The organism is Clostridium sp. CM74B_53 (genome assembly GCF_036318045.1).
Classification (GTDB): Bacteria; Bacillota; Clostridia; order Lachnospirales; family Lachnospiraceae; genus Pilosibacter.
Genome location: NZ_JAWQDE010000006.1, coordinates 178,318 through 199,710 on the forward strand (window position 1 = coordinate 178,318; position 21,393 = coordinate 199,710).

Annotated in this window: 22 protein-coding genes and 1 riboswitch; of the genes, 16 read left to right on the plus strand and 6 right to left on the minus strand. The window is 47.3% G+C overall.

The genetic code is table 11. The features are described from left to right. The 8 genes from V2546_RS07435 (at position 1) to V2546_RS07470 (ending at position 9,519) form a co-directional block, all read left to right on the plus strand. Positions 1 to 783 carry a helix-turn-helix domain-containing protein gene (locus V2546_RS07435; protein ID WP_215701887.1) on the plus strand — a complete coding sequence of 261 codons (783 nt, stop codon included), beginning with the start codon at positions 1 to 3 and terminating at the stop codon, positions 781 to 783. 28 nt (positions 784 to 811) lie between these two features. Then, positions 812 to 1,396 carry a hypothetical protein gene (locus V2546_RS07440; RefSeq protein WP_215701886.1) on the plus strand — a complete coding sequence of 195 codons (585 nt, stop codon included), beginning with the start codon at positions 812 to 814 and terminating at the stop codon, positions 1,394 to 1,396. Beyond that, complete coding sequence (locus tag V2546_RS07445; protein ID WP_486463573.1) at positions 1,377 to 2,816, plus strand: ATP-binding protein; 1,440 nt, start codon at positions 1,377 to 1,379, stop codon at positions 2,814 to 2,816. Before V2546_RS07440 ends, V2546_RS07445 begins: the two co-directional genes overlap by 20 nt. 237 nt (positions 2,817 to 3,053) lie before the next feature. Beyond that, a complete protein-coding gene (locus V2546_RS07450) occupies positions 3,054 to 3,557 on the plus strand; it encodes a QueT transporter family protein (protein WP_117503557.1) in 504 nt (167 codons plus the stop codon). Between the two features lie 435 nt (positions 3,558 to 3,992). Further along, positions 3,993 to 5,375, plus strand: a complete 1,383-nt coding sequence (murC, locus tag V2546_RS07455; protein ID WP_118531507.1) for a UDP-N-acetylmuramate--L-alanine ligase — start codon at positions 3,993 to 3,995, stop codon at positions 5,373 to 5,375. Positions 5,376 to 5,802: 427 nt separating this feature from the next. Continuing rightward, the gene (locus V2546_RS07460) at positions 5,803 to 6,933 is read left to right on the plus strand and encodes a DnaD domain protein (protein WP_243022289.1); all 1,131 of its coding nucleotides are present in this window, start codon (positions 5,803 to 5,805) and stop codon (positions 6,931 to 6,933) included. A 105-nt stretch (positions 6,934 to 7,038) separates the two neighbouring features. Continuing rightward, positions 7,039 to 8,037 carry an ATP-binding protein gene (locus V2546_RS07465; protein WP_118531606.1) on the plus strand — a complete coding sequence of 333 codons (999 nt, stop codon included), beginning with the start codon at positions 7,039 to 7,041 and terminating at the stop codon, positions 8,035 to 8,037. A 303-nt stretch (positions 8,038 to 8,340) separates the two neighbouring features. After that, a complete protein-coding gene (locus V2546_RS07470; protein ID WP_329751968.1) occupies positions 8,341 to 9,519 on the plus strand; it encodes a ribose-phosphate pyrophosphokinase in 1,179 nt (392 codons plus the stop codon). A gap of 297 nt (positions 9,520 to 9,816) precedes the next feature. Here the strand turns inward: V2546_RS07470 and V2546_RS07480 are convergent, their stop codons facing one another. Beyond that, on the minus strand, positions 9,817 to 10,479 hold the full coding sequence (locus V2546_RS07480) for an AroM family protein (protein WP_329751969.1): 663 nt from the start codon (positions 10,477 to 10,479) through the stop codon (positions 9,817 to 9,819). 136 nt (positions 10,480 to 10,615) lie between these two features. Next, positions 10,616 to 11,062 (minus strand): AAA-type ATPase lid domain-containing protein, encoded by a 447-nt coding sequence (locus V2546_RS07485; RefSeq protein ID WP_215701864.1) that lies wholly within the window; start codon positions 11,060 to 11,062, stop codon positions 10,616 to 10,618. Here V2546_RS07485 and V2546_RS07490 point away from each other — a divergent pair. The 4 genes from V2546_RS07490 (at position 11,016) to V2546_RS07505 (ending at position 13,453) form a co-directional block, all read left to right on the plus strand. Next, the gene (locus V2546_RS07490; protein ID WP_329751971.1) at positions 11,016 to 11,324 is read left to right on the plus strand and encodes a hypothetical protein; all 309 of its coding nucleotides are present in this window, start codon (positions 11,016 to 11,018) and stop codon (positions 11,322 to 11,324) included. The two genes, V2546_RS07485 and V2546_RS07490, sit on opposite strands and share 47 nt — an antisense overlap. 23 nt (positions 11,325 to 11,347) lie before the next feature. After that, positions 11,348 to 12,007, plus strand: coding sequence for an RraA family protein (locus V2546_RS07495; protein ID WP_329751972.1), 660 nt, complete (start codon positions 11,348 to 11,350; stop codon positions 12,005 to 12,007). A 147-nt stretch (positions 12,008 to 12,154) separates the two neighbouring features. Further along, a complete protein-coding gene (locus V2546_RS07500) occupies positions 12,155 to 12,787 on the plus strand; it encodes a hypothetical protein (protein WP_329751973.1) in 633 nt (210 codons plus the stop codon). 171 nt (positions 12,788 to 12,958) lie between these two features. Continuing rightward, entirely contained in the window at positions 12,959 to 13,453 is a 495-nt protein-coding gene (locus tag V2546_RS07505) for a nitroreductase family protein (RefSeq protein WP_118531523.1), read from the plus strand. A gap of 152 nt (positions 13,454 to 13,605) precedes the next feature. Here V2546_RS07505 and V2546_RS07510 read toward each other — a convergent pair whose 3' ends face one another. The 4 genes from V2546_RS07510 to bsh form a co-directional block, all read right to left on the minus strand. Next, the gene (locus V2546_RS07510; protein ID WP_118531525.1) at positions 13,606 to 13,905 is read right to left on the minus strand and encodes a HigA family addiction module antitoxin; all 300 of its coding nucleotides are present in this window, start codon (positions 13,903 to 13,905) and stop codon (positions 13,606 to 13,608) included. Between the two features lie 35 nt (positions 13,906 to 13,940). Next, a complete protein-coding gene (locus V2546_RS07515; protein WP_215703484.1) occupies positions 13,941 to 14,225 on the minus strand; it encodes a type II toxin-antitoxin system RelE/ParE family toxin in 285 nt (94 codons plus the stop codon). 327 nt (positions 14,226 to 14,552) lie between these two features. Continuing rightward, on the minus strand, positions 14,553 to 15,497 hold the full coding sequence (locus V2546_RS07520; RefSeq protein ID WP_329751974.1) for a membrane dipeptidase: 945 nt from the start codon (positions 15,495 to 15,497) through the stop codon (positions 14,553 to 14,555). Between the two features lie 203 nt (positions 15,498 to 15,700). Then, a complete protein-coding gene (bsh, locus tag V2546_RS07525) occupies positions 15,701 to 16,675 on the minus strand; it encodes a choloylglycine hydrolase (protein ID WP_215703483.1) in 975 nt (324 codons plus the stop codon). A gap of 457 nt (positions 16,676 to 17,132) precedes the next feature. Between bsh and V2546_RS07530 the strand changes: the two genes are divergently transcribed. From V2546_RS07530 to V2546_RS07545, 4 genes are all read left to right on the plus strand, one after another. After that, entirely contained in the window at positions 17,133 to 17,996 is an 864-nt protein-coding gene (locus V2546_RS07530; RefSeq protein WP_142410862.1) for an amino acid ABC transporter substrate-binding protein, read from the plus strand. A gap of 256 nt (positions 17,997 to 18,252) precedes the next feature. Beyond that, a complete protein-coding gene (locus V2546_RS07535; RefSeq protein WP_118297336.1) occupies positions 18,253 to 18,912 on the plus strand; it encodes an amino acid ABC transporter permease in 660 nt (219 codons plus the stop codon). 18 nt (positions 18,913 to 18,930) lie between these two features. Further along, positions 18,931 to 19,695, plus strand: a complete 765-nt coding sequence (locus tag V2546_RS07540; protein WP_329751975.1) for an amino acid ABC transporter ATP-binding protein — start codon at positions 18,931 to 18,933, stop codon at positions 19,693 to 19,695. Between the two features lie 92 nt (positions 19,696 to 19,787). After that, a riboswitch (Fluoride riboswitch) is annotated at positions 19,788 to 19,861 on the plus strand. Between the two features lie 271 nt (positions 19,862 to 20,132). Next, complete coding sequence (locus V2546_RS07545; RefSeq protein WP_118531535.1) at positions 20,133 to 21,332, plus strand: cation:proton antiporter; 1,200 nt, start codon at positions 20,133 to 20,135, stop codon at positions 21,330 to 21,332. The last annotated feature ends 61 nt before the right edge of the window (positions 21,333 to 21,393 follow it).

Genomic DNA, 21,393 nt, shown 5'->3' on the forward strand with positions numbered 1-21,393 from the left:
ATGGCTCCTAAAACAATATTAAGCAATGAGGATCTTGGAAAAAAAATAAAAGTCAGGCGCAATGAACTTAGACTCACAATTGAAGAAGCGGCTTCGCGAGCGGGCGTAGGTGTAAAAACCTGGTGCCGCTATGAATCAGGAGGCTCTATTCGAAAAGATAAATGTAAAGGAATTTGTAAGGCTCTAAACTGGCGCAGTTTTCCTGACAATGCAGGCAGTGAGCCGGGGAAAAATTTGATTGAAGAATACAAGGGACATGAAGCATGGTCACAGTTTTTAGCAGATAACTATGGAGTTAAAGCAGCTGTGTCTTTTGCCGTAGGCAGTGATGTCCTGCTTGATTATATTGAACAGGATCTATCAGATCTTGCATCTATGCCTGTGGGTTCTCATATTGGTCAATTAAACACATCGTTTATTAAGATGGATCTTCCTGCACAGTTTCTGATGAGATATACGTATGATTTTCTTTATCAAATGAAATGTACACTTGTTCATTTGCGCAGAAGTTTAAGTACTGGGAGAATGGTTAAAGCACATACAGTTATGGAAGAACTCATTATTTATTTATGTAATGAGGAAGCAATGGCGTTTATGGAAGTCAGCGATGAACGGGTAGCAACAGATAGTAAAAATTTGGGCTATTCAGAGGACTGGGTTTTTGACATGTTTGATGATGAAGATATTATTACTTTTTTATATTCCAATAGTAATTTAGAGGAAGATCATCCGTATTTTTTCACGCATTGGAATGAACAGCAATTTTATATGGATAATGAATAAGAGATAGTGTAAGATTTAGGGAGATAGTATGAATAAAAATGATACAATGAAATGGGAAGACATTTATAAAGTCTGGAAATGGGAAATGTGTAAATTTCCTGTTTTATCAGCTCAAAAGTACTGTTTAAAAACAGAAATTTCTAAACCGCGATTTGGACCGTGTTACAGCTTCAACTGGATTGAAAAAGAAAGAGAGAAGGAATCTATTGAATCTGATGTAGCGGCCCTAACTTCAGGACGAATGGAAATTGAAGCAGGGTGGAGCAAAGGAACAATTAGAACGGCTGCCTTGTTATGTTCTTGTGAAAAGGAAGAAGAGTTTGCTGCTGTTTGGATTTGTGCATTTGTGCTTTCTTTGACGCGGGGAAGATCAGGCGGAGATGAGACTCATAGAAATGCATTTAACTTGGAATATGAGGCAGCTCCTGTGTTTGCGAGAAAATATGGCTATTGGCATTCAAATTCAAGAGAATTTTTCCCGGAATTTTATATTCCTATGGAATTGTTTTGGGAAGATAAAAAATTGTCAGTATCCGCTCTTGTAAAATTGGCAGCACTCAATGCAGCAGTGGTAATAGGAAATTATACTCCTGTTGAGTACAAAAAAATATAACCTGTTAAATATGAAAGCAGCTGAAGAAGGGAAAGCCAATAAAATTAAAATAGGAAGTGAATGTATGGATATTAAAAGGCATGTTTACCAGACATTACTCAAATGGAAAAATGACAATTGTCATACGACACTAGAGGTTAATGGTGCGAGGCAGGTAGGAAAGACGTATATCATTAACAAATTTGCAGATGAAAATTTTAGTCATAAAGTGTATATAAACTTATTTGAACTGAGCGGAGAACAGTTCCTTTCCTGCTATCAAAAGGCATGCGATTGGCAGCCGGGAGAGGGACCGCGCCCTCAAGCTCCGCTACATGATGCATTTCGTCTGTTTGATGAAAATTTTTCAGACACAGAGGACACCGTTATTATCATAGATGAAATTCAAGAGTCAGCAGAAATTTATAACCGAATTCGTGAATTCACACGACAGTTTCGGTGCCGCTTTATTGTTACAGGCAGCTATCTTGGAAGAATCTATGAACCGGAATTTCGGTATTCAAGTGGGGATGTTACAAGTATTCAAATCTATACCTTATCATATGAAGAATTTCTGGAAGCAGCGGATACGGATCTATTTGAAAAATATAAGCTGCTTGGAAAAAAACTGGATTCAGTGACAGGGGCAGAATTAAAATCATGGTATGATATATATTGTCAAATTGGTGGTTATCCATCTGTTGTTCGTGAATACTTAAATTCGAAAAGTATAGAGCGAGCACGGAGTGAATTGATTAGAATCATTGATACCTTTATGAATGAATCAATTCGTTATTTTACAGATGTTCTTGACACCCAGGTATTTACGGATATTTTTCTTTCAATTTGCAGGATACTTGGCAGAGAAAAAAAGGGACTTGAAGAAGATAGTATCAGTGAAGAACTTCAAAAATTGGTAACAAGAGACTATTCCAGCAATATTAGTAAGGCAGTCTGCAACCGGGCAATTAGTTGGTTACGTTTTTGCGGCGTAATTGGATTTTGTGGGAAAATTATAGAAATGGACATTCTAAATTTTAAACCAGGATGCAGATGTTATTTTATGGATCTGGGATTAGCAAGTTATTATATGGCGCGAGTTGGGGCTGCACAAACAGAAATTGCAGGCATGCTGAGTGAAAACTTTGTATATATTAATTTGAAGAAGCGGCAGGATTTTCCAGAAGAAATTGCCTTTGAAATGCCAGCATTTGCGACTTTTAAGGGTGGAGAAGTAGATTTTGTGGTACAAGGTCTGAAGTCCTCCCGGAGATATGCAATAGAAGTGAAAACTGGAAAACATATTGGAAATACGGCAAAAAAAGTATTGGAATCGGGAAAAGCTGATTGTTTATTGTATTTGAAAGGTGATACGTTAGGGGGGCAGGAAGGAAAAATAGAGACCGTACCCATTTATCTTCTGGAAAAATTGAATTTTTAACTTGAAATCTTAGAAAGGCAGTGATATACTTTCAAACGTTGCTAAGCCCGCAAAAACCAAGGTCTTAAAGGGCTTTCGCCGATTCCCGGCGTAAGGTCATATACTTGCAGTATATGCCTTCCGCGGCATTCGTCAGATGTACATGCGAGCATGTCCGCCTGACTCATTGCTGCGCGAAAATGAATCGAGTGTTCGTGACCTTCCACTCGTAAAACAAAACTAAAGGAGAAACTGAATATGAAAAACAACGCAACAAACAGCCCGGTACTGACACTTGTATACGGGGCGGCTATCGCGGCGATCTATGTGGTGCTGACGATGGTGTTCCTGCCGATCAGCTTTGGACCGATCCAGTTTAGGATCTCTGAGCTTCTCTGCGTACTTCCGTACTTTACCCCGGCGGCAATTCCGGGACTCTTTATCGGATGCCTGCTTGCCAACTTTCTTGGCGGCGCGGCGGCTCTCGATGTGATCTTTGGAAGTATTGCGACCCTGATCGGTGCGGTAGGTTCTTACCTGCTCCGGAAAAACCGCTATCTGGTATCTGTTCCGCCGATCCTCGCGAACATGATCATTGTTCCGTGGGTGCTCCGCTTCGCATACGGTTCTGAGGACATGATCTGGTTTTCCACGATCACAGTCGGAATCGGAGAGATCCTGGCTATCGGTCTTCTTGGTCAGATCCTGTTATCCGTTCTGATCCGGTATCAGCATGTGATTTTTGGAAAAGCTGCAGCGTAAAATTAGTGATCCCGTATCTGTTGGATGAAAAATCCAGTAGATGCGGGATTTTTTATGGAACAGGAAATTTCGAGAAATTCCCTGTTCCATAAAAAGGCACTAACGTGCCAAAGATGCGCACTCGCGCGAAGATGTAGATTGTCGCAAGTGACCGCGCGAGGGGCTGTGAAAAAACATAGCCTATAAAAAAGAAGGGCCAAATGATTTCTCATTTTTTCACACGCCCTTTTTATATAGAAAGTGCTGCACAGAAAAGAAAAGATCTGCGTGAATTTCGCCGCATGTTAATTTTTCCACGAGGATAGATTTTCTTTTGCTTTTGTGATATCATGTGTAAAAGACCGTGCATATTTAAGCACATATTTTTTATGTGCTTAAATGTACACAGTATAAAAATATCTAAAATAGAGATCAAATATCCGAAAGGAGACTGCGATGTATCAAATCGATTTTAATAAACCAGAACATATTCACTTTATCGGCATTGGCGGAATCAGCATGAGCGGACTGGCTGAGATCCTGCTGGAGAGAGGATTCACAGTAAGCGGCTCTGATGCCCATGAGTCCGAGCTCACCGACAAGCTCACCGCCCACGGCGCAAAGATCGTCTACGGGCAGCGGGCGGAGAACATTACCGACGATATCGACGCTGTTGTATACACAGCGGCGGTTCACCCGGATAACCCGGAGTACGCGGCGGCAGCGGCAAAGAATCTCCCGATCCTCTCCAGAGCGGAGCTTCTCGGACAGCTCATGAAAAACTATGAGAAATCCATCGCTGTGTCCGGAACCCACGGAAAGACAACGACAACTTCCATGCTGACTGAGATCCTGATGGATGAAAAGAAGAACCCGACGATCTCCGTCGGCGGAATGCTGGACTCCATCGGCGGAAATATCCGTGTCGGCGGACCGGAACTTTTCGTGACAGAGGCCTGCGAGTATACAAACAGCTTCCTGTCCTTTTTCCCGAATATGGAGATCATATTAAATATAGAAGCAGACCATCTCGATTTCTTTAAAGATATCGAAGATATCCGCCATTCATTCCGCAGATTTGCGGAACTTCTCCCGGAAAACGGAATCCTCATCATCAACAGCGATATCCGTGACTACAGAGAGATCTGCGACGGACTTCCGATCAAGGTGATCACCGTCGGAAGCGACCCGGAAAAGAGCCATTACAGCGCCGCAGACGTGACATTCAACGAGAATGCCTGCGCAACCTATACTCTTTTAGAGGACGGAAAAGCCATTGACACGATTACTCTCGGTGTACCGGGGATCCACAATGTATACAATTCCCTGGCGGCCATCGCAGCGGCTCACGAGCTGGGAATCCGCGGCGATGGGATCAGGAACGGACTCTTAAGATTTACGGGTACACACCGCAGATTTGAGAAAAAAGGCATGATCGGCGGCGTGACCGTCATTGATGACTACGCGCATCATCCGCAGGAGATCGCGGCGACTCTGGCAGCGGCGAAAAATTACCCGCACCGTGAGATCTGGTGCGTCTTCCAGCCGCATACATATACGAGAACCAAGGCGCTGATGGATGACTTCGCGAAGTCCTTATCCGCAGCGGACCATGTGGTTCTCGCGGACATCTATGCAGCCCGGGAGACGGACAATCTGGGAATCAGCTCTGGGACATTGGCGGAAAAGATTGCCGCGCTGGGGACGGATACCCACTATTTCCCGAGTTTCGACGCGATCGAGACATTCCTTCTTGAAAATTGTGTCAACGGCGACCTGTTGATAACTATGGGGGCCGGAGATATTGTAAAAGTGGGCGAAAAGCTCCTTGGACAGTAAGTTATCCACATTATCCACAGAGTTTTCAACAGAAATCTGTTGAAGACCCTGTGGATTTTTTGATTTACATAACTGAAAATCGGGAAATGCCGGAAAGCCGGGAAAAATAAGGAATTATGGGGATTTTAAGAGCTTTTTTGACAGTTATGTAATGCGTTTATCCACGTTATCCACATTATCCACAATTAGAGTAGTGGATAATTCCGGCTATTTCATTTTTTTAGGGCGTATGGTATGATATTTGCAGATAGGACGTGAATATGTTACTTTGCACGGGTAGGAATTTTCTGAACTGAAAATTCCGTATGATACCGTTGTGGTCGCGGATTTTGCCGATTTGGAATGCGAAGCATCGGCAAAATCCTGTTACAGTGCGCGGGCACTGAAGTGCCCGCGTACTGTAACGTGAATATAAAGGGTGAAAAGAATGAGCTTGGGCTATAAAAACAACATCAATGCGGCGGTGACCGCCGTTTCCAATACTTTTATCGACGAATATATGGGGACAGCCAGCGGAGAATATGTAAAAGTGTATCTGTATCTTCTGCGCCATGAAGGTGAGAACATAGAGATCCCGGATATCGCGGATGCGCTGAACCACACAGAGGCGGATGTCCGCCGCGCTCTGGCATACTGGGAGCGGACCGGTGTCCTTGCACCGGAAAGAGAATCCGTGGAAGAGCAGGAGACTGCGGTGACGCGGGAGATGGCAGAAGAGACAGAAAATTCAGGCGCGAGGTTCGCAGAAAACCGTCAGAATGCGGGATCTGCGCCCGGACGGGGAGAAATGAACGGACAGAAATCAGGGGCGGAGGTTCCGATGGACGAAGGGGCATCCCAGGATGTGCCGTCCATGGAAAAACCTGCGATCCCGGATGCAGGAAACAGTTACGACCGTATGAAACGCCTTTCCTCCGATGAGGAATTCTCCGCGCTTCTCTACGCGGTTCAGCAGTATCTCGGAAAGACATTCAGCGCGATCGAATGTGAGAAATTTGCCTACTTTTACGATGTACTGCACATGTCATGCGAGCTTCTCGAATATCTCGCGGAATACTGTGCTGAAGGCGGCCACACGAGCATTCGCTACATAGAGAAAGTAGCTTTAAAATGGTATGAGGAAGGAATTCATACTAAGGATGAGGCGCGAGAATACTCTATAAGATACTCAAAAGATATGTCTGCGGTTAAGAAAGCATTCGGCATCATGGGAAGGATTCCCGGAACTGCGGAGCAGGAATTTATGCGCCGCTGGTTTAAGGAATTTGGCTTCGATTCCGCGATCGTCACGGAGGCATGCAACAGGACGCTCACGGCCACAGGATCGGCGAGTTTCCCGTATGCGGATAAAATCCTCACGGGCTGGAAAGAAAACGGCGTGAGGACCTTACAGGACGTCGCAGCCCTGGATAAACGCCGTCAGGAAAAGCAGGCGAAGAAATCCACGGCAGCACCGAAGCAGAACCGGAACACGTCCTCAAACCGCTTCAATAATTTTGAGCAGCGGTCCTATAATTATGATGATTATGTCTGGGCGGATATAAAAAGCAGAAAGTAACTTTCCGGCAGATGAGCGCACTTGCTGCGCGGCACATGGAAAAGACAGGCAGGAAGGAAAAATCCCGGGGACGGGATCGACCTGGAAAAGAAGGAGGAAGTGCGGATGGCACTCAGTAATTCCCAGTATGATGCGATCATGCGGGTCTACAACCAGAGACAGTTTCAGGATAAGCGGGACCAGGATCAGCGGGTTGCTGAAGTTTTTGAAAAGATTCCGCAGGTAGAGGCGCTGTCCGACGAGCTTGCGGCGACGATGGCCCAGGCGGCGAGAAAGCTCCTTGCCGGTGACCGGGCGGCAGCGGACCAGCTGAAAAAGGACGCGGAATTCTTAAAGGAGCAGAAAGCGCTCTATTTAAAACAGAACGGATATCCGGCAGATTATCTGGAACTCCAGTATGTCTGCCCGGATTGTAAGGATACGGGCTATGCAGATGGAAAGAAATGCCACTGTTTCCGGCATATGGAAATTGAGATCCTTTACGATCAGTCCAATATCCGCGAAGTCCTGGAGCGCGAGAATTTTGATACCCTGTCCATGGAATACTATGACAGGACCCATGTGGATGAGAAGACGGGAATGACCGTCTACGACTATATGTCCATGATGATCAGGGAATGCAAAGAGTATGTGGAAAACTTCAAAAATGAAAAGGAAAGTATCCTGTTTACCGGAAATACCGGCTGTGGTAAGACGTTTTTGAGCAACTGCATCGCGAGAGAACTGATCCGCAGGTACTATTCCGTTGTCTATCTGACAGCGACGGATATGTTCGATATTCTGGCGGGCAGCCGGTTTAATGGAAATGATGACGATGAGGCGAAGGACCGGGCCGCTTATATCCTGGACTGTGACCTTCTGATCATCGATGATCTGGGAACGGAGCTGATCAATACCTTTACGGCGTCGCAGATGTTCTACTGTGTGAATGAGCGCCTGAACCGGAACAAGGGAACGATCATCTCCACAAACCTGACACTGGGGGAACTCCAGGATGCATTCACGGAGCGCGTGACTTCGAGGATCATGAGCAAGTATAAGATCATACCGCTGATCGGTGACGATCTCCGCCTGGTGAGAAGAGGATTTGTGCGGAGAGGCTGATAAAGCTTCAGGAAAAGCGGAGCTGGCGCTGTGAGAAAACAGCATTGTGAGGTGCCGGATCCAGATGCCGGATAAAATTAATCGGAAAATGGGAAATCCTGTCAGAACGGGTCGGAAATCCGGTTGACGGTATGGATGGTTGGTGCTATAAATGAGATGTATCGCGAATGCCCGGTTGGATTCTGCAGAGAAAGCGGGCGGAAGTGATCCAGATGCCGCAAAAATGAAGGGGAAATCCGGAAACGCAGGATCCGGATGCGGCGGAAAATATCAAAAAATGAAAATTATCAGGGAGGAACAGGAATGCTGTACGAAGAAAAGCAGATTGAGACAATACCGGTTGGACCATTAGGTCTGATTCCGCTGAAAAGCTGTGAGGATCTGGGTAAGAAGGTAGATGCCTGGCTGGTCGAGTGGAGAAAAGAAAGAGAGAGCGAGCATAAGACCACGATCGCTTTTGCTGGATACCAGAAAGATTCCTATATTATCGGCGCAAAGACTCCGCGTTTCGGCTCTGGTGAGGCAAAGGGAGAGCTGACAGAGTCTGTCCGCGGTGATGACCTCTATATTATGGTAGATGTCTGCAATTATAATATGACATACACGATGAACGGCTTAAAGAACCACATGTCTCCGGATGACCACTATCAGGATTTAAAGCGTGTGATCGCAGCCGTAGGCGGAAAGGGCAGAAGGATCAATGTGATCATGCCGTTCCTCTATGAGAGCCGTCAGCATAAGAGAACCGGTCGTGAGTCCTTAGACTGCGCGATGGCGCTCCGCGAGCTCGTTGACATGGGCGTTGAGAACATCATTACGTTCGATGCGCATGATCCGCGCGTCCAGAATGCGATCCCATTAAAGGGCTTTGAGACGGTACAGCCGATCTACCAGTTTATCAAATACCTGTTAAAGAACGAGAAGGAGCTTGAGATCGACAGTGACCACATGATGGTCATCAGCCCGGATGAAGGCGGTATGGGACGCGCAGTCTTCTTCGCAAATGTTCTCGGACTGGATCTCGGTATGTTCTACAAGAGACGTGACTACACAAAGATCATCAACGGCCGCAACCCAATCGTTGCCCATGAGTTCCTCGGCGCAAGCGTGGAGGGCAAAGAAGTGATCATCGTTGATGATATGATCTCTTCCGGTGAGAGCATGCTCGACACCGCCAAAGAGTTAAAGAGAATGAAGGCAAGAAAGGTCTTCATCTGCACGACATTCGGTCTCTTTACAGGCGGATTAAAGAAATTTGATGAGTACTACGAGAATGGCATCATCGACCGCGTCCTGACGACAAACCTTATCTATCAGACACCGGAGCTGCTCTCAAAACCGTACTATATCAATGTTGACATGAGTAAGTACATTGCTCTTATCATCGACAACTTGAACCACGACGCATCCTTGAGCGATCTCTTAAACCCGACAGGAAGAATCAACCGCCTGTTGGCGAAGTACCGCGCCGGGGAGAGATAAGAATATTGGCAGTGAACGAACCGCAGTGAATTAGAAATTATGTGACCATATAAGAATGCCTGTCCTTTACCGGAAATTTTTCGGAGAAGGACAGGCATTTCTTTATTTCTGGGACTCTTGCGAAAGATTCAGCTTTCATCATAGTGAGATTGCGATGAGATATGGTACTCTTTGATCCTATATTGCAGGCAGCGCCTTGAGATGCCAGGATATTCGGCTGTTTTGGCCCGATAACCGGAACAGTATTGGAAACAGGAGATACTGAAAATCCCTTGGAAAATGAAGTGGGAAAAAACATTAGACTAATTCACGAATCACCCGGGCTACGAGAGTACGGGAAAGAAGGACTGGCTTCTGGGTCAGAGCCTGGATACGCTCCTTCATTTCGATGGTGTATCCGATGCAGTCTAAAAGGATCAGATCCGTATCAGCGGGGATCTCCTTTGCAGCTGCAAAAACAGCGAGAGGATCACCGTATGGGGATACAGAGGTCACGTGGAGAGAGTCACAGCAGTCTTTCCACTTTCCGGGCATCTGTTCCTCCTGCGCCTTTGTAGGAATGATGACCGACAGATTTTTTACGCCGATGGCCGGGATCAGTCCCTTTAAGATATGGTCAGGGAAGACAAGAGGGACATTGGAGTGAAATTCAGCCGGAAATTCTCCGGTGCAGAGGAAAAGGATCAGAGAAACGCCCTGCTGTTCGAGATCGTCAATGCAAAGCTGCAGGCGGGGAAGAATGTAGGATTCTCCGAATGTTGCTGAGGTTCCGTCCGTGAGTCTGGACACAAGGACGTTTTCACCGGGACGCGGAACAAACTTTGCGATCTCTCCCTTTGAAAGTCCGTCCAGTGCTCCGGCCTGAATGATCTCAACCGAGTCTCCGAGGATGGGCTGGATCTCAGGAATCAGGTCAACTCTGGGAGACTGGCCGACAGTAATCGCGCCGATTTTTTTCATAGTGATACCCCTTTCAGAATCATTGGTTTGAGGGCTGCCTGTGGCAGTCCACAGGTACATGATACCTTTGCTCAGATATCATCAATATATCACATTTGCAGCCTCAAAACCAGATAAACATTGGGCTTTCCATCTATCAATCCGCACCTTTCGTATATTTCTGTCTCTTCCGAACGAACGTTGAGGGTGTCATTCCGAGGCTCTCTGCGGCCTCACGGACGTTTCCGTACTTTTCGTAGGCATGGTTGATATATTCCAGTTCCAGCTCTTCCATAGCAGTCTTTAAGTCCTTCACGGGATCCAGGACTCTCGACTTTGTCTCCGGGCGTTCCTTTACCGGAAATAAGTGGAGTGCATCAGGACCGATCTCATCCTCATTGCTGATAATGACGGCACGCTCGATGATGTTTCTGAGTTCACGGATATTTCCCGGCCAGTTGTAATCCTGCATCATTTTTGCGGAGAGAGGAGAGAGATATTTTTTGAAATCATACTTCCGGTTCAGAGCCTGCAGGAACGACTGGGCCAGAGGCAGGATGTCGAACGTAAAGAATCCGCAGGTACAGTATCTGTTAAAACGCATGGAGCTCGTGGGAAGTGATGAATTTACCCCGTCCAGAGGCGGAAGAGCAACGATCTACTTTAAAGACGGAACGCATGCAACCAATACGACCTATCTTCTTGGTCATGAGATCGATATCGATGAGACATTCGGGGACGTAACAGGAAAATATAAGGAGATCATGATCCCGAGAGTCGGAGAGGAACATGCAGATGCGATCTATGCAAGTCTGATGGAACTGGATATGGTTCCGGATGTCAGAAAGATGACTGGAAAATTCTAAGAGACGGAAAGAAGGTTACATTTATGGAACTGGAAGAAAAGAAGAAGATCATAGAGGAAATTCTGAAATACCCGACCGGAAATATTTCTGACGCGATGGATAATCTGGGAATCCGGAGGGGTGCAGTGATCGGACTTCATGCGATCGATCCGAAACAGGAGAAAGCAGCAGGTTTTGCGCTTACGATCCGCCAGGCACGCCGCAGTACGGCGTATGACGGAAAAAATCAGGCACGTCAGGGCGGAATTATCGATACAGAGACAAAGCCGTATGATATGCTCGTGATCGATATGGCAGGAATTCAGAATGTCAGCACAGGCGGTGCGCTCCTTGCTCTGCGGGCAAAAACGCGCGGAGTTTCCGGAGAACTGACGAACGGCTGCCTGAGAGATGCGGACGAGGTCGCAGAACTTGGATTTCCGGCATACTGCGCGGGAACATGCCCGGTAAAGAGTGCGCGGGATATCGAGACAGTCGGCGTTAATATTCCGGTCATGATCGGAGGCGTCCAGATCCTTCCGGAAGATTTGATCCTTATGGACAGCACAGGCGCTGTCGTGGTTCCCGGCGGCCGGATCCAGGAAGTCCTCGCAGAGGCAGCAAAGATCAATGCCCGTGAAGCCAAAATGGAAGATCTGATCCGGCAGGGAATGTCGATCGTAGAGGCGCGGAAAGTAAAATAAAAGAAAAAAGAATAAGAAATAAGAAAGAGCGGCAGGACCATGTGTGGTGGGACTGCCGCTTGTTTTGATAGAATAGAAACCCAACCGGATTGATATGCCTCTCAAAACATGGTATAATAATGTGCAGCTTGCAGAGAGGAGACCACGATGAAAAAAACATATTTGTACATGGGCATATTGGGAGTGAGCGTTGCTCTGGCGGCTGGCTGTCAGAAGGCAGATACGGCAGAGACCACGGTAACTGTGGAAACAACAGCAGAACAGAGTACGGAGACAGAAAGTACGTCTCCTGCTGAGAGTGAGACATCGGATGACGCGGAGATACTGAAGAATTATCATCTCCTTCAGGGTGTCATCGTAAAGACGGATTCTGAAAAGGGCACTTTCACTGTAAAGACTGATGACGGTGCGGAATATACGCTCGCAACGGAAAATATCCATGATGTGGAGACGGAGATCGCGGATGACAGTGTTGTAGCGATCGGATATATCGGAGAGGAACTTCATGACAGCGATCAGCTGAAAGATGTTGAGCTGGTGATCGCGGCTCCGGGCGATGATGACTGGACGATCGCATATGCGGAAGGAACAACGACCGCCAACGCGATGAGCACATTTACCATGGTGACAGCGGATGGAACCGAGATGGGATTTATGAAAGATGGCTGCCCGATGGATGAAGATGCTTTAGGCGGAGACAGCGGTGCGAAGGTTGGAGTTGTCTATATGGATTCCGAAGATGTGAGCTTTCCGCTGGAGATCAAGAAATTAGAGGAATAAGGCTGAGGCGATCAGCGACAGGTAAAGTAGGATCGATAAAAGCCGGAAATAAAAAAGGCGGATATTTGCTGCTTTTCATGGCGGGAGTCTTCAGATTCCCAAAGTCTGAATGATACTGTCATGGCAGCGAATCATGCCGATGATATAACAGGAAAGGAATGAGGTCTTAAGATGGCAGATTTATTTCACCGTGTAAGTATTCGAAAATTCAAAGACGAAGCAGTTTCCAGTGAGGATATCGGATATATCCTGGAAGCGGCGATGGCAGCCCCGTCGGCAAAGAACCAGCAGCCGTGGGAGTTCTATGTGATCCAGAACCGTGAGGTATTAAAGAAGCTTGGAGAGTCCAGCCCGTTCTCGGGTCCGGCAGGAAACGCACCGGTTGCGATCGTGAGTGCATATCGCGAGGACTGCGAATTGCCGGAGTTTGCACACATCGACATGAGCATCGCGATGGAGAACCTGTGGCTTGCAGCTGATGAGATCGGACTCGGCGGCGTATGGCTCGGTGTTGCACCGCGTGAGGACCGCATGAAAGAGGTCGAAGAGATTGTCGGGATCCCGGAAGGACAGCGCGCATTCGGAATCTTCGCAATGGGCTATCCGGCTGAGGAACGCACCCAGCAGGATCGGTTTGATCAGAGCAGGATCCATTATGTGAGATAATTAAGAAGAAACGAAAAGGGGACAGCCTGAAGAGGATATTGCCTTAGAAGTCAGATTTTAAAACCTGACGCATGAAGCACAGTATACTCTTTGGACTGTCCCTTTTTTATATACGGGCTAATCTGAAAACCGGAGTAACAACGTTTTGGAAATCAGACCATCGTCGGGCAGACGGGAATGGAATCGAGTTCTTCCTGTTCAGACAGTTTGAGATTTCTGATATCGATATCGGTCTGGATATCCAGAAAATATTTGTCAGACACACCGAAATACTTGGCGAGGCGGAGAGAAGTATCTGCGGTGATCTTACGGCGGTCATGCAGAATGTCCTGGATCCTGGAGACAGGGACATGGATATCCTGCGCGAGGCGGTAGGCGGAAATGCCGTAGGGTTTCATAAACTCTTCGATTAAAATTTCGCTGATGGTTGGAGTTGTGATATAGTTTGGCATAAAAAGATCTCCTTTCATTTTAAACTATGTGATGATCATGAATGGTAATCAACTATTTCGAGGTCAAAAAAATCATTTCCTATAATTCTAAAACAGATGCGGTATTGTGCATTAATTCGAATGCTGTATTGCCCTTCGCGATTTCCATGAAGCAATTCCAGATGATTGGCAGGAGGAATTCTTAAATCTTCTAGGGAAGTAGCATTGTCGATCATGATTAGTTTTCTCAGAGCAATTCTCTGAATGGACTGTGGTAGTTTCTTTGAAAATTCCTGATTATAGATTTTTTCAGTTTCTTTATCTGCGAAGTTTTTTATCATATTTATGTACCTCAATTATACCTGTTTTGCATGTACATGTCAAACAGAAAACAAATGTTATAAAGTGACTTTGATAAATAAAGTGAAATAGATAATATGGATGTCATGTTTAGAAGTAATGATTGTATAAAAAAGAAATTAAAAGGAATGTAGAAAATTTATGCGATACAAGATTATAGGACCAGAGGATTCAGAAGATGGTGAGCAATAGTGTAAGCTACCCTGATAAGAATTGCAATAGAAAACGAAAATGTTTAAGAAACATTTTATATGTGTTATATGTAAAACTGAAATGCAGGAGACTCCTGCATTTCAGCCTTGCACATTTTACAGATTCTTCTCGAAAAACTCCTCCGCATTCCGGAACAGGATCCCTTCAGCCAGTTCTGTTGACATCCCCTGATCAAGGAAATATTCATACAGCGCAGCTGCTTTTTCAGGACTGTTCAGGTATGTAGGGAGAGTCGCACCGTCGAAATCGGAGCCGAGGGCGAGATTTTTGTATGCACCGAGATTGAAAAAGTGCTCGATGTGGCGATAGAGGTCCTCCGGGGAATCGCCGGTGCCGCCGTCGGTGATGAAGCTTTTACAGTAATTGAGACCGATCAGGCAGCCGCGGCGGACCATTTCGCGGATCATGTCGTCCGTGAGATTTCTCTTGTGGGAGCAGACAGCTCTGGCGTTGGAGTGGGTCGCGACGAACGGACGGCGGGCGGTCTCAAAGAGATCGGCATATCCGGCATCATTTAAGTGGGAGACATCGACGAGAATTCCGCAGTCTTCCATCTCATGGACAGCCTGTCTGCCAAAATCTGTCATGCCGTGTGTGGTCGTATGACCGGAACCGAGTTCGTTTTCGCCGTTCCAGGTGAGCGTCATGCAGCGGACGCCATCATCCGCAAGCTTTTTTACGCGGGTGATGTTACCGGCAAGCGCGGAGCCGTTTTCGATGGTCAAAAAGGCTGCGGTTTTGCCGGAATTCCACGCAGCCTTCATATCGGAAGCGGTGTGGCAGGGAGTGACGCGGTCACAGAATTTCTTCATCTGCCGGTTGAAGTTATCCCGGTTCGTCTCATAGTAATCGATCGCGGCCTGCCCGCGGTATTCGTCAGGAATGAATACCGCGTAGAACTGTGCCCAGTGGACATCGGCCGGGATCGCGGATAAAGAAAGAACGCGACCCGGGTCATCCAGAGTGTCCGGGTCGGAGTTCTTGTAGATGCAGTCTGTGAGAGTGTCACAGTGCAGGTCGATCAGTGCGTAAGAATTCATGGAAGATTCCTCCTGAAAATGGATTATTTTAAGCTAAAGTCGGTAATTTTGCGGAGCCTAACATAGCAGCGCTGGATGATCGTGGCTTGTAGTTGATGATTTTGTAAAAATGCTTCAGTCAGGTGCTGTTGCATTGATATTTTGGCAATGGCCGCCTAAAATCACGCTGAGAGCTGAGAGCTGAGAGCTGAGAGCTGAGAGCTCTAATTCTGTCTTCGAATTTCGCCCTTTAAAATGATCGGGTAGCGGATCAGCTTCCCGGAATCAAGATTTTCCTTGTTCATATCCACCGCCGTGATCTGATGATTTTCATAAGTTGTATAGTAATAGGTTCCGGTCTCCGCGCTGCAGCAGGAGGTGTAGATCGTGATCTCATACTTTCCTTCCGCGACCTCACAGCATCCGCGCTGCTGGTCCACAGACCCTAAAATGTGGAAAAACTGGCTGACGCTTTCTTCCTCGCTGTCACCGGAGACAGAGTGTGCACGGGTAAACGCCACACGCGCAAAGCGGGACTGGGAGGAGAGATCGCCCGGGAGTCCGAGGGCACCCATGCCGCGGCTGTAGGTGGAAAGCGGTGCATCCGGCGCGAAGTGGTTCTCCGGCTGGCGCGGGGAGAGACTGAGGTAATTATTTAAATGGAACATCTGCATATCAAACGGCGGATTGTTTGTCAGAACTCCGACCGGATCGTCATGAACATGGAGTCCGTCTTTCATGGACTCGACAACGATCGCCTCGTCTTTGTCTGCGATGATCCAGTGAAGGCTGGCCGCCGGCAGCTGGGGATTAAACGGGGTCCCGACAAGGTTCATAACGGCGAGTTTTTCTTTCGCCTCGCTGACGGTCGCGCACTGGCTTAAGATCCACGGAATAAATTCGAACTGGGCGACATTTTCAACCCCGTCTTTCATATCCGCATATGCCGCATTGCCGACAAAGTTGAGTCCGGCCATGCCGAGCCCTTTTTCGTTCATGGCATCGTAATATAACGGATAATCCCCGGCGATATGTGCCATGCCGATGATCGCATAGTGGGAGTCGTGCGTGCCCATATGGCGGAACGGGATCGGGTAATTGCGCGGGGTGATCGTGATCTCTTCTCCATAGGAAAATTCATAGTCTAAGGTTCGTCCGAAGTAAAATCCTTTTGTTTTGTAAGTTGCTGCTGTACACATAAGAGAAAACCTCCATTCCTGTTGTGAACAAAGAACTGTCGTAACTGTGAGGGTACTGAGCAGTTACGAATTGCCAATAGAAGACTGCACAGATGCCCGGACAGATACCGAACTGTCTGCCAAAGGTGCAGAATGGACTGCATGTCTTCTGAAATGAGTTTCGAATCAGTAAGAAATCGTCTGCAGCTGCTGATCCGCCTGGACTCGAACGCGAAATGACGGCAAAAGCGGCTGCACGTGTGGACAAAGAATGCCCGTACTGTAACAGTATACCGCATTCCCTGAAAAAATTCATTAAAAAGAGCTTTACAAAAACACTTTAGTATGGTAACATGATAACACGATGAAAACAGAGAAACAAAATCGAATAAAAACGCGACATTCGGTTTTAGGATAGGAAAAAAGTCAACGGAAACCGCCTGATCAAGGGCAGGCAGATATGAGGAGGACAATTATTATGAAGAAAAGATTATTAAGCGCAGTTATGGCATCCGCAATGGTACTTTCTCTCGCAGCATGCGGAGGAGCAAAGACAGAGACAACCGCAGCAGAGACATCTGCTGAGTCCAAAGAGGAGACAACCGCAGCTGATACATCCGCAGCAGAGGAGACAAAGACAGCAGGCGGCACACTGATCGTTGGTTTTGACCAGGATTTCCCGCCAATGGGATTCGTTGGTGATGATGGAGAGTACACAGGATTCGACCTTGACCTTGCAAAGGAAGTTGCAAAACGTCTTGGCTTAGAGTACAAGGCACAGCCGATCGCCTGGGACTCCAAGGATATGGAGCTTGAGTCTGGAAATATCGACTGCATCTGGAACGGATTCACGATCACAGGCCGTGAGGATGATTACACATGGACTGAGCCGTATATGGCAAACAAGCAGGTATTCATTGTAGCAAACGATTCTGATATCAAGAGCCAGGCTGATCTCGCCGGAAAGAATGTGGAGGTACAGGCAGATTCTTCCGCTGAGGCAGCATTAAAGGAAAATCCGGACCTCACAAACACCTTCGGACAGCTTTTAACAACGGCTGATTACAACACAGCGTTCATGGATCTGGAACAGGGCGCTGTTGATGCCGTAGCGATGGACGTTATCGTTGCAGGATATCAGATCAAACAGAGAAACGCAGATTTCAAGATCCTTGACGATTCCCTTTCCGAGGAAGAGTACGGTGTTGGCTTCAAGAAAGGCAACACAGAGTTAAGAGACAAGGTTCAGGCAACTTTAGAGGAGATGGCAGCAGACGGAACACTTGCAAAGATCTCTGATGAGTGGTTCGGTGAGGACGTTACAACGATCGGAAACAAGTAAAAACACGCTTTGCGAGTTTCCCCTTGTTATCGCGACAGTCGCCAAGGTCCCGCGTAAGCGCGGACTTTGGCTCGTTGTTCGCATAAATAAATGATATTTGACACATATGTCAATATCATATAAAATGAATGCAGGACTCAGATTACGGGAACCGGTTGACAGTTCCCGTAATTTGTCTTGTTTAAAAAGAAACTTTACAAAAGCACGGTCAGATGATATGGACCGTGAAACCATGAAGGAAAGCAGGTAAGATCGTATGGGTAAAATGACAATCGGGCAGATGATCGCTCAGCTCGGAAGCGGTATGCTGATCAGTACGCAGATCTTTGTGATCACGCTGCTGTTCTCCCTGCCGCTCGGACTTGTTGTAGCGTTCGGGCGCATGTCGAAAAACCGCGTGATCAGCATGATCGTAAAATTTTATATCTCGATCATGCGTGGAACTCCGTTAATGCTGCAGCTGATGGTCGTTTATTTCGGACCATACTATCTGTTCCATATCAAAGTCGGGAGCAGCTATCGTCTGACAGCGACATTCATCGGCTTTGTGATCAACTACGCCGCGTATTTTGCGGAAATCTACCGCAGCGGCATCCAGTCCATGCCGGTGGGACAGTATGAGGCAGCACAGATCCTGGGCTACAATAAAGCACAGACATTTTTCAAGATCATTCTGCCGCAGGTCATCAAGCGGATCCTGCCGTCGATCACGAATGAGGTTATCACACTTGTGAAGGATACTTCTCTGGCGTTCACGCTGAGCGTTGCCGAGATGTTCTCGATCGCGAAGGCGCTGGCGGCTTCCCAGACAAACATGATCCCGTTTGTGGCAGCCGGAATCTTCTATTATGTGTTCAACCTGATCGTGGCGGTCGTTATGGAGTGGATCGAGAAGAAACTGGATTATTACCGGTAGGATGGAGGTGTTCGGATCATGAATCTGTTAGAATTAAATCATGTGGAAAAATCATTTGAAAATTTATCCGTGCTGAAAGATATCTCCATCAGCATCGGTGAGGGCGAGATCGTATCCATCATCGGACCATCCGGATCCGGAAAATCAACGCTGCTTCGCTGTGCGACGATGTTAGAAAAAATGGATGGCGGCGAGATCGTCTATCTTGGGAAAAAGGCTGCATGGACAGACAAGGACGGACGTGTCGTTTATGCGGACAAAAAGGAAATGAAGGAGATCCGGAGCCAGTATGGCCTCGTATTCCAGAACTTTAACCTGTTCCCGCATTATTCGGTCTTAAAGAACATCACGGACGCACCGATCCATGTTCAGAAGCGCGATAAGGAGATTGTATATAAGGAAGCGAGAGAGCTTTTAAAGAAGATGGGTCTGTCGGACAAAGAAGATTATTATCCGTGCCAGCTGTCCGGCGGACAGTGCCAGCGTGTGGCGATCGCAAGAGCCCTGGCGCTGAACCCGAAGATCCTGTTCTTCGATGAGCCGACCTCTGCGCTCGATCCGGAGCTGACGGCGGAGGTGCTGAAGGTGATCCGTTCCCTGGCAGATTTAAATATCGCCATGGTGATCGTCACCCACGAGATGGCGTTTGCGAGAGATATCTCCCACCGCGTGATCTTCATGGAAGGCGGAGTGATCGTGGAAGAAGGAACGCCGGAGAAGGTATTCTCCTCTGACAATGAGAGAATGAAGAGTTTCCTCGGAAGATATGGGGAGATCCTGTAGGACCTTGCGATCGGGAATGTGAAACATCGGGAAAACCCACCTATAGGAAAAACTGAAAAATATGATTTACAACCGGAGATAGGTATTGTATAATTTTCGACGGGAATGAAGTTCTCCCATGGGAAACCAGAACCGCTTATGATGAGCTGATGACTTCTGTGATGACGGGCTGTCCGGGACGGCGCTTTTTAGCGTGTGCTGCGGGGCTTAAGTCACAGGAGAGTCAGCTCTTTTTTTTGTGCAGCAGGAAATTCCGATGGAACTTCCTGCCGCGCAAAAAGGCACATTTTTTCGGGAAAATATTTTCTCATTAATAAAATTGGGAGCAATCGTTTCGTATGGAATAGGAACTTTAAAAATGGAATTTTGAGTAACAGTTTCCCAAATAAAAGCAGAATTGTGGAAGGCACGTTTTTGCAGAAAAAAGGAGAAAAATTATGTTGACATCACTTGCACTGATCTTTCTGGTGGGACTTTCCGCGGCGGCGATCTGCGGATATCTTCACCTGCCGCGCATTATCGGAATGCTGTTTACCGGCATCATCCTGGGACCGCATGTCCTGGGACTTCTCGATGATAAGATCTTATCGATCTCCTCGGAACTTCGCCAGATCGCGCTGATCATCATCCTGTTAAAGGCGGGACTTTCCCTGAACCTTGCGGATCTGAAGAAAGTCGGGCGTCCGGCCGTCATGATGGCTTTTGTACCGGCGAGTTTTGAAATCTGTGGATATCTTCTCTGCGCTCCGATGATCCTGGGGATAACGAGAATTGAGTCTGCTGTCATGGGTGCGGTCCTCGCGGCTGTTTCCCCGGCGGTCGTTGTGCCGCGGATGGTACAGCTGATGGAAAATAGATATGGAACGGAAAAGAGTATCCCGCAGATGATCCTGGCTGGGGCATCGTGCGACGATATCTTCGTGATCGTCCTGTTTTCCACATTTGCCGGCATGGCACAGGGAGGAACGGCAGATTTTACACAGTTTTTGAATATTCCGGTGTCCATTGTGCTCGGAATCCTGCTGGGCGCTGCTGTCGGGTATCTTCTCAGCCTTTTCTTTGAGACTGCTTATGCGAAGGAACATTATGTGAGAAACAGCATGAAAGTCATTGTGGTCCTCGGGCTTTCGTTTCTCCTGATGGCGGTGGAAACATGGGCAAAACCGTATGTCTCCGTCTCCGGACTTCTTGCGGTTGTCAGCATGGCATGCGTCCTCAAAATGAAATGTCCGAAATCAGTTTCCGGAAGACTCTCAGAGAAGTTTGGAAAACTCTGGATCGCAGCGGAGGTAGTCCTGTTTGTGATGGTCGGCGCTGCAGTGGATATCCGGTATACGGCGACTGCAGGAGGCGCGGCTGTGGTGATGATCCTGCTTGCACTTATTTTCCGGGCAGCCGGAGTCTGCGTGTGCATGGCGGGAACCGCGCTGAACAAGAAAGAGCGCCTGTTTACCGTGATCGCGTATCTGCCGAAGGCAACAGTCCAGGCGGCGATCGGTTCTGTTCCGATGGCGATGGGGCTTTCCTGCGGACAGATTGTTCTCTCAGTGGCGGTTCTCGCGATCCTGATCACGGCGCCGCTCGGGGCGATCGGGATGGATGTGACGTATCGGAGACTGTTAAAAAGACAGGAATAGTAAAAACATCTAGAGAACATTTCAGGGTTCACAAAACGGGAATGATGAGATATAATGAATG

What these genes read in the sequence shown, in the direction of transcription:
- V2546_RS07435 (WP_215701887.1), top strand. Translation starts at nt 1, where the DNA reads ATGGCTCCTAAAACAATATTAAGCAATGAGGATCTTGGAAAAAAAATA.
- V2546_RS07440 (WP_215701886.1), top strand. Translation starts at nt 812, where the DNA reads ATGAATAAAAATGATACAATGAAATGGGAAGACATTTATAAAGTCTGG.
- V2546_RS07450 (WP_117503557.1), top strand. Translation starts at nt 3,054, where the DNA reads ATGAAAAACAACGCAACAAACAGCCCGGTACTGACACTTGTATACGGG.
- murC (WP_118531507.1), top strand. Translation starts at nt 3,993, where the DNA reads ATGTATCAAATCGATTTTAATAAACCAGAACATATTCACTTTATCGGC.
- V2546_RS07460 (WP_243022289.1), top strand. Translation starts at nt 5,803, where the DNA reads ATGAGCTTGGGCTATAAAAACAACATCAATGCGGCGGTGACCGCCGTT.
- V2546_RS07465 (WP_118531606.1), top strand. Translation starts at nt 7,039, where the DNA reads ATGGCACTCAGTAATTCCCAGTATGATGCGATCATGCGGGTCTACAAC.
- V2546_RS07470 (WP_329751968.1), top strand. Translation starts at nt 8,341, where the DNA reads ATGCTGTACGAAGAAAAGCAGATTGAGACAATACCGGTTGGACCATTA.
- V2546_RS07480 (WP_329751969.1), bottom strand. Translation starts at nt 10,479, where the DNA reads ATGAAAAAAATCGGCGCGATTACTGTCGGCCAGTCTCCCAGAGTTGAC.
- V2546_RS07490 (WP_329751971.1), top strand. Translation starts at nt 11,016, where the DNA reads ATGTCGAACGTAAAGAATCCGCAGGTACAGTATCTGTTAAAACGCATG.
- V2546_RS07485 (WP_215701864.1), bottom strand. Translation starts at nt 11,062, where the DNA reads ATGCGTTTTAACAGATACTGTACCTGCGGATTCTTTACGTTCGACATC.
- V2546_RS07495 (WP_329751972.1), top strand. Translation starts at nt 11,348, where the DNA reads ATGGAACTGGAAGAAAAGAAGAAGATCATAGAGGAAATTCTGAAATAC.
- V2546_RS07500 (WP_329751973.1), top strand. Translation starts at nt 12,155, where the DNA reads ATGAAAAAAACATATTTGTACATGGGCATATTGGGAGTGAGCGTTGCT.
- V2546_RS07505 (WP_118531523.1), top strand. Translation starts at nt 12,959, where the DNA reads ATGGCAGATTTATTTCACCGTGTAAGTATTCGAAAATTCAAAGACGAA.
- V2546_RS07510 (WP_118531525.1), bottom strand. Translation starts at nt 13,905, where the DNA reads ATGCCAAACTATATCACAACTCCAACCATCAGCGAAATTTTAATCGAA.
- V2546_RS07515 (WP_215703484.1), bottom strand. Translation starts at nt 14,225, where the DNA reads ATGATAAAAAACTTCGCAGATAAAGAAACTGAAAAAATCTATAATCAG.
- V2546_RS07520 (WP_329751974.1), bottom strand. Translation starts at nt 15,497, where the DNA reads ATGAATTCTTACGCACTGATCGACCTGCACTGTGACACTCTCACAGAC.
- bsh (WP_215703483.1), bottom strand. Translation starts at nt 16,675, where the DNA reads ATGTGTACAGCAGCAACTTACAAAACAAAAGGATTTTACTTCGGACGA.
- V2546_RS07530 (WP_142410862.1), top strand. Translation starts at nt 17,133, where the DNA reads ATGAAGAAAAGATTATTAAGCGCAGTTATGGCATCCGCAATGGTACTT.
- V2546_RS07535 (WP_118297336.1), top strand. Translation starts at nt 18,253, where the DNA reads ATGGGTAAAATGACAATCGGGCAGATGATCGCTCAGCTCGGAAGCGGT.
- V2546_RS07540 (WP_329751975.1), top strand. Translation starts at nt 18,931, where the DNA reads ATGAATCTGTTAGAATTAAATCATGTGGAAAAATCATTTGAAAATTTA.
- V2546_RS07545 (WP_118531535.1), top strand. Translation starts at nt 20,133, where the DNA reads ATGTTGACATCACTTGCACTGATCTTTCTGGTGGGACTTTCCGCGGCG.